The organism is Terrabacter sp. Soil810, from assembly GCF_001429645.1.
Classification (GTDB): Bacteria; Actinomycetota; Actinomycetes; order Actinomycetales; family Dermatophilaceae; genus Terrabacter.
On record NZ_LMSW01000012.1, the window covers coordinates 412,778 to 424,918 of the forward strand.

Genomic DNA, 12,141 nt, shown 5'->3' on the forward strand with positions numbered 1-12,141 from the left:
GAGGGAGTCAGGAAGGCTCAGGAGCCGTAGATCGCGGTGACCCACTCCGGGTGGTCGATGAACGGGTTCCGGTTGTGCTGCCACGTGTCGAAGATGACTTGGTTGCGGCGCTTCTCGAACGCGTCGGGCGGGTCCTGCAGGTTCCACTGCCTGAGCACCGACATCTTGCCGATGTGCGGGGCGGTGCCGTTGCCGACGAGGTTGTTCGGCTCGAGGTCGGCGAAGCCGTCACCGCCGTCCCAGCGCGCCGCCATGTAGAAGATCATCCGGGCCACGTCGCCCTTGACCGCGTTGCGCGGCTCGAAGGAGTCGCCGTCCCTCAGGCAGCCGGTGCACTGCGCCACCGCCGAGCCGCCGAGGTCGAAGTCGAGGTTGCCGCGCGTGGAGTTGACCGTGACGTCCTCCGGACGAAGGTGGTGCACGTCGGTGCCGGGGCCGCTGACCGTGCCGAAGTCGCCGTGGCTCTTGGCCCAGACGTGCTCGCGGTTCCACTGGTCGACGCCGCCGCCGTTGTCGGACTTGGCGATCGAGCGGCCCGAGTAGATCTCGACGACGTTGTTGGTGTTGCCCGGGTCCTGGTCGCTGTCCTTGAGCGCCGTCCAGACCTGGTCGTAGGTGAGCGTCGTGACACCGCTCGAGATGATGCGGTGCAGCTCGGTGTGCAGCGCCGGGCCGGTCCTGCCGATCGCGGACGCGTAGTAGGTCGAGTCGTAGGGGCTGGTCGTGCCGGTCGGGCTCGGGCTCGTGGTCGTGCTCGTCGGGCTGGTCGTGGTCGTCGACGAGCCGCTGAACGCGAAGGCGCTCGTCGACGTCATGCCCGGGTGCGAGAAGTACGCCGACAGGGCGCCGGTGACGTCGAGCTGGCGGCCCATGAGGGAGGGGTTGCTCTGCAGGCCCCACGAGGACCGGAAGGCCGAGGGGATCTGGACGTAGAGCATCCGGCTCGTCGACGTCTCGGACGCGGAGTCAGCGATCGCGAGCGCGTAGTCGCTGGGGAAGCTCGACCGCACGACGGTGCTCGTCGCGGTCGGCTGGCCCACGACGTAGCCGCGGACGGTGGCGCTCTGGCCGGTCTGCGAGCCGATGGCCTGCGACACCGTGAGGGGTGCCGCTGCGACGAGTGCCGGCGCGGCAGCGGCACGGGGGAGCGCAATCGTGGTGGCGGGCGAGCCGGCCGCGCTCGTGAGCGCGAGGCTGGGCGGGACGAGGGCGACGGCGATGCCGGTGACGACGGCTGCGATGCGACGCCGGGGGATGACGACGGGCACGGGTTCTCCTGTCGGGCGGGGGAGTCGGGTGGATGACGCACCCCCGGCCCGGTCGGGCGGCGGCCTCACGAGCGTGGCGGATCGGCCGTGAACGCCGGGTCAGTCGTTGGTCTGCCCTTCGTCAGACCCGGTCCAAGATTCGGCAGCCCGCACTGCGCCCGTACGGCGTCAGCGCCGCCTCGGCACCGCCTCGGCACCGCCTCGGCACCGCCTCGGCACCGCCTCGGCACCGCGTACGGGCGTCCTGGCATGCTCCGCACGCTGAGACCGTGGTCCTCGCCCCCGGCACCGCCTTCTAGACTGGTGAACCATGATGTCCTCCCTCGACCTGCGCGGACGCACGCTAGACGTGCGCTTCCTGCGCCGGGCCCTGCCCCGAGCCGAGTTCGACGTCACGGCCGCCCTCGAGCAGGTGCGGCCGATCTGCGAGGACGTCGAGCATCGGGGGGCCGCCGCGCTGCGCGACCTCGGCGAGCGGTTCGACGGGGTGCGGCCGACGCACCTGCGAGTGCCGCGGGCCGTCCTCCAGTCCGCCCTCGCTGCTCTCGACCCCGACCTGCGCGCCGCGCTCGAGGAGTCGATCCGACGCGCCCGCATCGTCCACGCCGACCAGCGCCGCACCGACACGACGACCCAGGTCGTCCCCGGTGGCACGGTGACCGAGCGGTGGGTCCCCGTCGACCGCGTGGGCCTCTACGTGCCCGGAGGCCTGGCGGTCTACCCGAGCAGCGTCATCATGAACGTCGTCCCCGCCCAGCTCGCCGGGGTCAGCTCGCTGGCGGTCGCGTCCCCGCCGCAGCGCGAGAACGTCGGCGAGTTCGCCGGCTACCCCAACCCCACGATCCTCGCGGCGTGCGCGCTGCTCGGTGTCGACGAGGTGTATGCCGTCGGCGGCGCCCAGGCGGTCGCGATGTTCGCGCACGGCTTCGTCGACGACGACCCCGAGTGGGCCGTGGTCGACGGCGTGCCGGTCGTGTGCGACCCCGTGTCGCTCGTCACCGGCCCGGGCAACATCTGGGTCGTCGCGGCCAAGCGGCTGCTCAAGGGCCTGATCGGCATCGACGCCGAGGCCGGGCCCACCGAGATCGCGATCCTCGCCGACGACTCGGCCGACCCCGACCACGTGGCGGCCGACCTCGTGAGCCAGGCCGAGCACGACCCGCTCGCGGCCTCGGTGCTCGTCACCGACAGCCAGGAGCTCGCCGAGAAGACCGTGCGGGCCCTGGCCCGGCGCGTCCCCGCCACGAAGCACTCGGAACGTGTCACCGAGGCGCTCGAGGGCACGCAGTCGCGCATCGTCCTCGTCGACGACGTCGACGCGGGTCTCGACGTCGTCAACGCGTATGCCGCCGAGCACCTCGAGATCCAGACCCGCGACGCTGCGGGAGTCGCCGCCCGCGTGCGCAACGCGGGTGCCGTCTTCGTCGGTCCGCACAGCCCGGTCAGCCTCGGTGACTACGCCGCCGGCTCCAACCACGTGCTGCCCACCGCCGGGTGCGCATGCCACTCGAGCGGCCTGTCGGTGCAGTCCTTCCTGCGCGGCATCCACGTCGTCGACTACGACGAGCCGGCCCTGCGCGGGGTCGCCCGCCACGTCGTGACGCTCGCCCAGGCCGAGGACCTCCCGGCCCACGGTGAGGCCGTGACGGCGCGCTTCGGCGACGAGGTGCCCCGGTGACCGAGGGCCCCACGGCTGCCGACGAGGTCCAGCGGCTCCTGCGGCCGGACCTGCGTGGCCGCACGCCCTACGGCGCCCCGCAGCTCGACGTGCCGGTGCGGCTCAACACCAACGAGAACTCCTACCCGGTGCCGCAGGTCGTCGTCGACGCCGTGGTCGCGGCGCTCGCCGACGACGTGGCGTCGCTCAACCGCTACCCCGACCGCGAGTTCACCGACCTGCGCAAGGCGCTGACGGCATACCTCGAGAAGCAGTCGGGGGTGTCGGTGACGCCTGAGCAGGTGTGGGCGGGCAACGGCTCCAACGAGGTGCTCTCGCACATCGTCCAGGCCTTCGGCGGCCACGGGCGCGTGGCGCTCGGGTTCACCCCGAGCTACTCGATGCACCCGATCATCAGCGAGACGCACGGCACCACGTGGGTCGACGGGCTCCGTTCTGCCGCAACGGATTCCGACGCCTTCGACCTGACCGCGGAGTCGGCAGCGCAGCAGGCGCGGGCGCACGACCCGTCCATCGTCTTCCTCTGCTCGCCCAACAACCCGACCGGCACGGCGCTGCCGTTCGAGGTCATCGGTGCCGTGCTCGAGGCGGCCCCGAACGCCATTGTCGTCGTCGACGAGGCCTACGCCGAGTTCGCCCGTCCCGGCACGCGGTCCGCGCTGACGCTGCTCGCCGAGCACCCCCGGCTCGTCGTGACGCGCACCATGAGCAAGGCGTTCGCCTTCGCGGGCGGTCGTCTCGGCTACCTCGTGGCGGCACCCGAGCTCGTCGACGCGCTCCGTCTCGTGCGCCTGCCCTACCACCTGAGCAGCCCGACGCAGACGATCGCCCGGATCGCCCTCGAGCACGCCGACATCATGCTCGGCACGGTCGAGGTCATCAAGCACCAGCGCGACCGCATCGTCGACCGCCTCTCCGAGCTCGGCGCGCGCCCCGTCGCCAGCGACAGCAACTTCGTCCTGTTCGGCGGCCTCCGCGACGAGAAGGCCACGTGGAACGCCCTGCTCGACGAGGGGGTCCTGGTCCGCGACATGGGCATCGCCCACCACCTGCGCGTCACGGCGGGCGACCCCCACGAGACGACCGCGTTCCTCGAGGCGATGACCCGTCTCGCCCCGGCCCACGTCCTCCCCAGCAGCGCCGACCGGCAGGAGCCGCCCGCATGAGCCCCACCAGCCGCACCGCGACGATCAGCCGTGCGACGTCCGAGTCGTCCGTCGAGCTCTGGCTCGACCTCGACGGCACCGGCACGTCCGACATCTCGACCGGCGTCCCGTTCTACGACCACATGCTCCACTCGCTGAGCAAGCACTCGCTCATCGACCTCACCGTCAAGGCCACCGGAGACGTCGACGTCGACGTGCACCACACGGTCGAGGACACCGCGATCGTCCTCGGCCAGGCCCTGCGCGAGGCCCTGGGCGACAAGGCCGGCATCTCCCGCTTCGGCGACGCCACGGTCCCGCTCGACGAGGCCCTGTGCCACGCCGTCGTCGACGTGGCCGGCCGTCCCTACGTCGTGCACGAGGGCGAGCCCGAGGGGCAGCAGTACGCCCTCATCGGCGGACACTTCACCGGCTCGATGACCCGCCACGTCCTCGAGTCCTTCGCCTACAACGCCGGACTGTGCCTGCACGTCCGCGTCCTCGCCGGTCGCGACCCCCACCACATCGTCGAGGCGCAGTTCAAGGCGGTCGCCCGGGCGCTTCGCGCCGCGATCGCGCCCGACCCCCGCGTCGTGGGCATCCCGAGCGCCAAGGGAGCGCTCTGACGATGGTGGTTCGTCGATGAGTGCCGAGGTCGTCGTCCTCGACTACGGCAGCGGCAACGTCCGGTCGGCCGTGCGCGCCCTCGAGCGCGTCGGCGCCACGGTCACCCTGACGTCCGACCCCGTCCGCGCCCTCGAGGCCGACGGCCTCTTCGTGCCGGGCGTCGGCAACTTCCACGCCTGCATCGCAGGTCTCGCGGCCGCGCACGGACCCCGCATCATCGGTCGACGGATCAGCGGGGGCCGGGCGGTCCTCGGCGTCTGCGTCGGCATGCAGGCGCTCTTCGACGGCTCGACCGAGCCGTCCGACCACCCCCTCGAGGGGCTCGCGGAGTGGCCCGGCACCGTCGAGCGCCTCCCGGCCGACGTCGTGCCGCACATGGGCTGGTCCGAGGTCGAGGTCGCCGAGGGCTCGCGCCTCTTCGCCGGCGTCGAGCACGAGCGCTTCTACTTCGTCCACTCCTATGCGGTGCAGCAGTGGACGCTCGAGGCCACTGGCGCCTTCGCCCGGGTCGCACCTGCGGTCACGTGGGCGCGTCACGGTGCGAAGTTCGTCGCGGCGGTCGAGAATGGGCCCCTGAGCGCGACCCAGTTCCACCCCGAGAAGTCCGGCGACGCCGGGCTGCACCTGCTCGAGAACTGGGTCCGCAACCTGTGACCGGGTTGCCGTCCGTCGACTGACCGGCGGGCGGGGCCTCGACGAGGAGTGGATCGTGGCGACGAGGAAGACGGCGAGCAGCTCCAGCAGTTCGAGCAGGAAGCGCACGACCAGGACGACCACGAGAGCGACGAAGAGCACGACCGGGCGGACCGTGGCGTCGACGCGCCGGTCCTCGTCCGGCGCGCTCTACCCGCGGCGCCGGAGCAGCCGCCCGGGCCTGCCGACGGCGGTGGGCACGGCACTCGGCACGCTCGTCGTGACGACCCTGCTCGACCTTTCGTGGCCGGCGCGCATCGTCCTCGTCGTCGTGGTCGTCGTCGCCGGGCTGGGATACGTCCTCTGGCGTCACCGGGCCGAGCTCGCCGCCGGGGGAGGCGTCGACACCACTCCGGACGGCCCGTCCGCTCCGGAGGTGGTTCCCGCGCCGGGCGGGGGCGAGCCGACCGCACCGGCCACCGCGCCGGCATCGGAGACGCCGGCTCCCACCGCCCCGCCCGCCACGCCGGGGCCGTGACACCGTTCAGCGCAAGCGGTCTCGGTCGACGACGCCCGGGTCGACGCCCCAGAGCCGTGCGACGTGAGAGGCGTCGGTGCCACAGCACCCTCCGACGACCGTGACACCCGGGAGCCGTCCGACCACCCGGTCGTGTCCCGCCGAGATCGTGTCGAGGTCGCCCGCGTCCAGGTCGTCGGCGTCGTCAAGCTCCGCATGGCTGCGCGTCGACGCGTTGTAGCGCAGCCCGAGCAGCCTGCTGCGCCAACCGCTCACGTCGAGGTCGGCGTCCAGCCCTGCGAGCACGTGCTGCGGGTGGGCACAGTTGACGAGGTAGTAGTCCGGCGCCGCCCGGTCGTCGACCTCGGAGATCGTCCCGGCGAGCGTCGTCCCGTCGGGGAGCCGCCCGTCCACCTCGACTGTGAACGAGATCGCCACGGGCAGCCCGCGCTCCCGGCATGACTGGACGACCCCGATCGCCTCGCCGGCGGTGGTGAGGGTGTAGGCCGTGACCACGTCCACGCCCGCCTCGGCGAACGTCGTCACCTGAGCGAGGTGGTAGTCGGCGGCCTCGGCCGGGCTCGGCGCGCCGGCACTGCGGTAGCCGTCGCCACGCGGGCCCACCGCCCCGACGACGACGACGTCGCGCATCCCGAGCTCGGCGGCATACCTGACACGCAGCGACGCCAGCAGGTCGACGGCGTCCGAGTTGGCACGGGCCAGGTCGGCCGTCGAGTGCCCGAGCCGCGCGCCCCAGTCCGGGTTGGCACGCCACGTGGGTGACTCGAGGAGCAGGCCTGCCCCGGCCCGGGCGGCGATGGAGGCGTAGGCGTCGTAGTAGCCCGTGAGCAGCGCGCGGCCGGCCGGGTCGCCGAGCAACGGGTAGGCGGCGAACTCCTCGAGCGCGACCCCGTGGTTGAAGATGAGGTCGGTCTCCAGGCCACCGTCCGTCACCATCGGCCGACCGGCCAGCTGTGGCAGGTGATCCATGTCGGCTCCCGTGCGTCGCGAGGTTCGGGTCCCTCCGGTGTACCAGACGCCACCACATGGCACGCGCAGAACGTGGGGAGGGCGACCGCGCCGTGGTGGGCCTGCGATCCACGGACCGACACGTCGGGAGCGGCGCCGCGGGCACACGGCATACTCGGTGGTCGCACGTCCGGGGTCCCGAGCCCCGGGCACACCTGACACCGACCACGACCCACCGACCACGACCGCGACGGTCGTGACCGACCCGAGGAGCCGACCCGATGACCGGCCAGCACCACGACGCCCAGCCCCACCTCGAGCTGCTCCCCGCCGTCGACATCGCGGGCGGCCGTGCCGTCCAGCTGGTCCAGGGCGTCGCCGGCACCGGCGGCGAGTTCGGCGAGCCGTGGGAGGCGGCCCTGCGCTGGCAGGAGCAGGGAGCCGAGTGGATCCACCTCGTCGACCTCGACGCCGCCTTCGGTCGCGGCACCAACCGCGACCTCATCGCCTCGATCGTCGGGCGACTCGACCTGCAGGTCGAGCTCTCGGGCGGCATCCGAGACACCGACTCGCTCGACGCGGCGCTCGCGACCGGCTGTCGCCGCGTCAACATCGGCACCGCGGCCCTGGAGGACCCGGAGTGGACGGCCTCGGTCATCGCCGCCCACGGTGACCGGGTCGCGATCGGCCTCGACGTGCGGGGCACGACGCTCGCGGCCCGCGGGTGGACCCGCGAGGGCGGTGACCTCTGGGAGACGCTCGCGCGCCTCGACGCCGAGGGCTGCGCGCGCTACGTCGTCACCGACGTCAACAAGGACGGCATGCTCCAGGGACCCAACGTCCAGCTGCTGCGAGACGTGTGCGCCCGCACCGACCGTCCGGTGATCGCGAGCGGAGGCGTCTCGACCCTCGGGGACATCGCGACGATCCGCGAGCTCGTCGGCGAGGGCGTCGAGGGGGCCATCGTCGGATCGGCCCTCTACCGTGGCGCGTTCACCCTGCCCGAGGCCCTTGGCGTCGCCGGGCACCCGGGCTCATGACCGGCGCGACCCCCGCCTCGGGACGTCACGACGAGCAGGGGAGACCGGCCGACTCCGCCGGCCAGGCCTGGGAGGGCAAGGCGATCCCCTCACACGGCTTCGCGGGGGACACGGGAGCGGCCGACGCCGAGCTCGTCGCGGCACTGGTCGCGGCGCACGACGTGCCGGGCGACGACGCGGAGACGGCTGTCATGGAACGCGTCGCGCCGGCACGCTGGCTCGTCCCGGTGGTCGCCGTGGCGTCCGAGGTGGACGAGTCCGGGCCACACGCCGTCGACACGCGCAGCGACATGGCCGCCGTCACCCTGACGTCCCCCGACGGGTCACGGGCGCTGCCGATGTTCACCTCCCTCGAGAGCCTCGCCGCGTGGGACCCGAGTGCCCGGCCCGTGCCGGTGCGCGCGGCCGCCGCGGCGCAGGCGGCGATCAGCGAGGAGTGCCACGTGCTGCTCGTCGACGTCGCCTCGTCCCACGCGACCGTCCTGCGGCCGAGCATGCTGTGGGCGCTCGCGCAGGAGCGGCCGTGGGAGCCGAGCCATCGCGACGCGCACGTGGCGGCGGCGGTGCGAGCGGCCGTCGAGGCCGAACCGCAGGTGTCGGGCCACCGGGTGGAGGCCGGTGAGCCGGCCGGAGCCGGCGTGCTGCGGGTCGTGCTGACCCTGGCGCCCGGCCTCGACGCCGACCTCGTCGGCGCGATCGCGACACGGATCGGGGAGCGGATCGCGACCGACGGCGAGACCCGTGCGAGGATCGATGCTCTGACCTTCGCGCTCGAAGCGGCGCGCTGAGCACATCACCCGTGGAGGTGCCGGACGTGGACACCACACCCCAGGCGACTCGGGAGCGCGACCCCGAGGTCCCTCCCGAGACGCGCGCTGCCGGGAAGCCGACGCCCGCCCGGCACAGCGGCCCCGGCGGCGGCCCGAGCGGGCCCCTCGGCTTCATCGTCGACCCCGCCCTCGACGCACAGCGCCGACGCGACCTTCGGCGGATGCGGCTCGTCGCCACCGGGCTCCTCGTGTTCGCTGCTGTCGTCTACGTCCTGACGCGGGGGCACGACGACGGCCTCCTCGGTTTCGTCAACGCCGGCGCCGAGGCCTCGATGGTCGGCGCCTGCGCCGACTGGTTCGCCGTCACCGCGATCTTCCGGCACCCGCTGGGCCTGCCCATCCCGCACACGGCACTCATCCCGCGCAAGAAGGAGATGATCGGGCGCAGCCTCGAGGAGTTCGTCAGCGAGAACTTCATGCGCGAGGACATCATCCGCGAGCGGGTGCTCGATGCGGAGCCCACGCGCCGTGCGGCCGAGTGGGCGCTCCACCCCGGTCACGCGAAGCGGCTCGTCGACGAGGTGGCCACGGTCACGGTCCACGCACTGCACCGCATCCCCGACGAGGACGTCCGCGCCGTCATCGAGCAGGCCCTGCTGCCGCGTCTCGCGCAGGAGCCGATCAGCTCGCTCGCCGGTGGGCTCCTCGACCAGGTGGTGCGCGACGAGGCGCACGTCGGCCTGGTCGACCTCGCGCTCGACGAGATCCGCATCTGGCTCGTGGACAACGAGGACGTCTTCGAGTCGCTCATCACGCAGCGCGCGCCGGCCTGGGTGCCCGACGCCATCAACGACATCGTGGCGCGCAAGGTCCACGTCGAGGCCCTCAAGTGGCTCGGCGACATCCGCAACGACCCCCGCCACGACGTGCGCCTCGCGCTCGACAAGCTGCTCATCGACCTCGCGGACGACCTGCAGCACGACCCCGTGACACAGGCCAAGGCGGAGCGCCTCAAGGAGCGGGTCCTGTCGCACCCGCAGGTGGCCGACACGGCGATGTCGCTGTGGGGCTCGTTCCGTGCCGTCGTCATCGCGGCGCTCGAGGACGAGGGCGGGCCCGTGCGCGTCCGCGCCGTCACGGAGGTGACGGCGCTCGCCGAGCGACTGCTCGCCGATGCCGCCCTGCGCGAGCGCATCGACGTCCGCATCTGCGACGCGACGATCTATGCGATCGACCGCTACGGCACGGAGCTGACCCGCATCATCAGCGACACCGTCGACCGCTGGGACGGCAAGGAGACCGCCGAGCGCGTCGAGCTGCAGGTGGGTCGGGACCTCCAGTTCATCCGGATCAACGGCACGCTCGTGGGTGGACTCATCGGCATGCTCATCCACGCCGTCTCGATCGTGCTGCCCTCCTGAGGCAGGCCGACGATCGCGACGTGACCGGGCTCAGGCGCCGGTGTCGAGACGTTCGGTGACCTGGCGCAGCGTGCGGTGGAGGTCGACCAGCTCCCGCCGCGAGAGGCCGCTTCGGACCGCGATCTGGTGGGGCACGTCGCCCAGGGCGCCGATGCGGTCGCGTCCGGCGGCGGTCGCTGACACGAGGACCCGCCGCTCGTCCTCGGGGTCGCGAGTGCGCGCCACGAGCCCGGCCGCCTCCATCCGCTTGAGCAGCGGGGAGAGCGTCCCCGAGTCGAGGCGCATGAGCTCGCCGAGCCGGCTGACCGTGAGCGGCCCGTGCTCGGCGACGCCCATGAGCGCGATGTACTGGGGGTAGGAGAGGCCGTGCTCGGAGAGCAGCTCGCGGTAGACGGCGTCGAAGGCCCGCACGGTCGTGTGCATGGCGTAGCAGATCTGCTGCTCGAGACTGAGCGGGCTCGAGGCGGCCGAGGTCGAACTGGACGGGCTCATGACCCAAGCGTACTATCAAATTGCGCACAATTTAATTGTTGGCAATACAAGGAGCCTCGATGACCACCACCACCCAGACCGCCCAGTACGTCGCCTCGGCCACCGCCTCAGGACGTGAGGGCCGCGCCGTCACCTCGGACGGTGGCCTCGACGTCATGCTCGCCGCCCCGCGCGAGCTCGGCGGCAGCGGGGAGGGCACCAACCCCGAGCAGCTCTTCGCGGCCGGGTATGCCGCGTGCTTCGCGAGCGCCCTCGGGATCGTCGCGCGCAAGCGTCGGGTCGAGGACTTCGACGTCGCCGTGACCGCGGACGTCAGCCTCTCGGGATCGTCGACCACCGGCTTCGGCCTCGGGGTCGTGCTCCACGTCGAGCTGCCCGAGGGCATCGACCCGCAGCTCGGCCGTGAGCTCGTCGACACCGCGCACCAGGTGTGCCCCTACTCCAACGCCACGCGCGGCAACGTCCCCGTCGAGATCCTCGTCGACTGAGTGTCGGCACGTCACGCGGTCCCCGCCGCACCCCCCGGAAACCCCTGCCCCCGAAGGAGACCCGATGACCACCACCCGTGAGGTCCAGCTCAAGAGCCGCCCCGTCGGCTGGCCCACCCACGACGACTTCGAGCTCGTCGAGAGCGCACCCGTCGACCTGGCCGACGGCCAGGTCCGCGTGCGCAACGAGGTCATGTCGGTCGACCCCTACATGCGGGGTCGCATGAGCGACGCCAAGTCGTATGCCGAGCCGTACGCGCTCGGCGAGGCCATGCACGGCGGCGCCGTGGGCGTGGTCACCGAGTCCAGGGCCGACGGTGTCGCCGTGGGCGACCACGTGCTGCACGGTCTGGGCTGGCGCGAGGAGGCCGTCGTCGACGCCTCCGGTGTCCGTGTCGTCGACACGTCGGTCGCCCCCGCGTCCGCCTACCTCGGCGTGCTCGGCATGACCGGCCTGACGGCATACGCCGGCCTGACCCGCGTCGCCGGGCTCAAGGAAGGTGACGTCGTGTTCGTGTCCGGCGCCGCCGGAGCCGTGGGCAGCGTCGTCGGCCAGGTGGCCAGGGCGCTCGGTGCGAGCCGCGTCATCGGCAGCGCGGGCTCCGACGAGAAGGTCCGCCACCTCATCGACGACCTGGGCTTCGACGCAGCGTTCAACTACAAGGACGGCCGAGTCTCCGACCTGCTGCGCGAGGCCGCCCCGGACGGCATCGACGTCTACTTCGACAACGTCGGTGGCGACCACCTCGAGGCCGCGATCGGGTCGCTGCGACTCGGCGGACGCATCGCGGTCTGCGGCGCCATCTCGGTCTACAACAACACCGAGCCCGCCCCCGGCCCGCGCAACCTCGCGCGCCTGATCCAGACGCGAGGCACCATCACGGGCTTCCTCGTCGGCGACCACTGGGACCTCGCGGGCGAGTATGCCCAGCGGGCGTCCGGCTGGATCGCGGACGGCACGCTGACCTCCCGCGAGACCTTCGCTGACGGGATCGACCACGCGGTCGACGCCTTCCTCGGCGTCCTACGAGGCGAGAACGTCGGCAAGATGGTCGTCCGCCTCTGAGCCCCCCGACGAGGGCGGGTGAGGACA

The 12,141-nt window shown here is 72.6% G+C and carries 13 protein-coding genes; 10 read left to right on the forward strand and 3 right to left on the reverse strand.

What is annotated here, in order from left to right; translation table 11 throughout:
- Positions 1-17 precede the first annotated feature (17 nt).
- Positions 18-1,268: an endonuclease gene (locus ASG96_RS16675; RefSeq protein WP_057588647.1), complete on the reverse strand. Its 1,251-nt coding sequence runs from the start codon at positions 1,266-1,268 to the stop codon at positions 18-20.
- Between the two features lie 310 nt (positions 1,269-1,578).
- Between ASG96_RS16675 and hisD the strand changes: the two genes are divergently transcribed.
- The 5 genes from hisD to ASG96_RS16700 are packed head-to-tail and all read left to right on the forward strand — an operon-like array spanning position 1,579 to position 5,889.
- The gene (hisD, locus tag ASG96_RS16680) at positions 1,579-2,946 is read left to right on the forward strand and encodes a histidinol dehydrogenase (RefSeq protein WP_057588648.1); all 1,368 of its coding nucleotides are present in this window, start codon (positions 1,579-1,581) and stop codon (positions 2,944-2,946) included.
- The gene (locus ASG96_RS16685) at positions 2,943-4,112 is read left to right on the forward strand and encodes a histidinol-phosphate transaminase (RefSeq protein WP_057588649.1); all 1,170 of its coding nucleotides are present in this window, start codon (positions 2,943-2,945) and stop codon (positions 4,110-4,112) included. Before hisD ends, ASG96_RS16685 begins: the two co-directional genes overlap by 4 nt.
- The gene (gene hisB, locus ASG96_RS16690) at positions 4,109-4,717 is read left to right on the forward strand and encodes an imidazoleglycerol-phosphate dehydratase HisB (RefSeq protein WP_057588650.1); all 609 of its coding nucleotides are present in this window, start codon (positions 4,109-4,111) and stop codon (positions 4,715-4,717) included. The genes ASG96_RS16685 and hisB overlap by 4 nt, the downstream gene beginning before the upstream one ends.
- Positions 4,718-4,733: 16 nt before the next feature.
- A complete protein-coding gene (hisH, locus tag ASG96_RS16695) occupies positions 4,734-5,372 on the forward strand; it encodes an imidazole glycerol phosphate synthase subunit HisH (protein ID WP_057588651.1) in 639 nt (212 codons plus the stop codon).
- A gap of 55 nt (positions 5,373-5,427) precedes the next feature.
- Positions 5,428-5,889, forward strand: a complete 462-nt coding sequence (locus tag ASG96_RS16700) for a hypothetical protein (RefSeq protein WP_057588652.1) — start codon at positions 5,428-5,430, stop codon at positions 5,887-5,889.
- A gap of 6 nt (positions 5,890-5,895) precedes the next feature.
- On the opposite strand, the gene ASG96_RS16705 is transcribed toward ASG96_RS16700, so the two are convergent.
- Positions 5,896-6,858 (reverse strand): homocysteine S-methyltransferase family protein, encoded by a 963-nt coding sequence (locus ASG96_RS16705; RefSeq protein ID WP_057588653.1) that lies wholly within the window; start codon positions 6,856-6,858, stop codon positions 5,896-5,898.
- 260 nt (positions 6,859-7,118) lie between these two features.
- On the opposite strand from ASG96_RS16705, the gene priA reads away from it, so the two are divergent.
- From priA to ASG96_RS16720, 3 genes are read left to right on the forward strand one after another with little or no spacing between them, the layout of a single operon-like run.
- Positions 7,119-7,877, forward strand: coding sequence for a bifunctional 1-(5-phosphoribosyl)-5-((5-phosphoribosylamino)methylideneamino)imidazole-4-carboxamide isomerase/phosphoribosylanthranilate isomerase PriA (priA, locus tag ASG96_RS16710; RefSeq protein ID WP_057588654.1), 759 nt, complete (start codon positions 7,119-7,121; stop codon positions 7,875-7,877).
- Positions 7,874-8,665, forward strand: coding sequence for an SseB family protein (locus ASG96_RS16715; protein WP_057588655.1), 792 nt, complete (start codon positions 7,874-7,876; stop codon positions 8,663-8,665). Before priA ends, ASG96_RS16715 begins: the two co-directional genes overlap by 4 nt.
- Positions 8,666-8,691: 26 nt before the next feature.
- Positions 8,692-10,068 carry a DUF445 domain-containing protein gene (locus ASG96_RS16720; RefSeq protein WP_082591849.1) on the forward strand — a complete coding sequence of 459 codons (1,377 nt, stop codon included), beginning with the start codon at positions 8,692-8,694 and terminating at the stop codon, positions 10,066-10,068.
- A 30-nt stretch (positions 10,069-10,098) separates the two neighbouring features.
- Here ASG96_RS16720 and ASG96_RS16725 read toward each other — a convergent pair whose 3' ends face one another.
- Positions 10,099-10,560 carry a MarR family winged helix-turn-helix transcriptional regulator gene (locus ASG96_RS16725; RefSeq protein WP_056759040.1) on the reverse strand — a complete coding sequence of 154 codons (462 nt, stop codon included), beginning with the start codon at positions 10,558-10,560 and terminating at the stop codon, positions 10,099-10,101.
- 59 nt (positions 10,561-10,619) lie between these two features.
- On the opposite strand from ASG96_RS16725, the gene ASG96_RS16730 reads away from it, so the two are divergent.
- Both ASG96_RS16730 and ASG96_RS16735 read left to right on the forward strand, forming a co-directional pair.
- Positions 10,620-11,048 carry an organic hydroperoxide resistance protein gene (locus ASG96_RS16730; RefSeq protein ID WP_056759038.1) on the forward strand — a complete coding sequence of 143 codons (429 nt, stop codon included), beginning with the start codon at positions 10,620-10,622 and terminating at the stop codon, positions 11,046-11,048.
- 64 nt (positions 11,049-11,112) lie between these two features.
- On the forward strand, positions 11,113-12,114 hold the full coding sequence (locus tag ASG96_RS16735; protein ID WP_056759036.1) for an NADP-dependent oxidoreductase: 1,002 nt from the start codon (positions 11,113-11,115) through the stop codon (positions 12,112-12,114).
- Positions 12,115-12,141 lie beyond the last annotated feature (27 nt).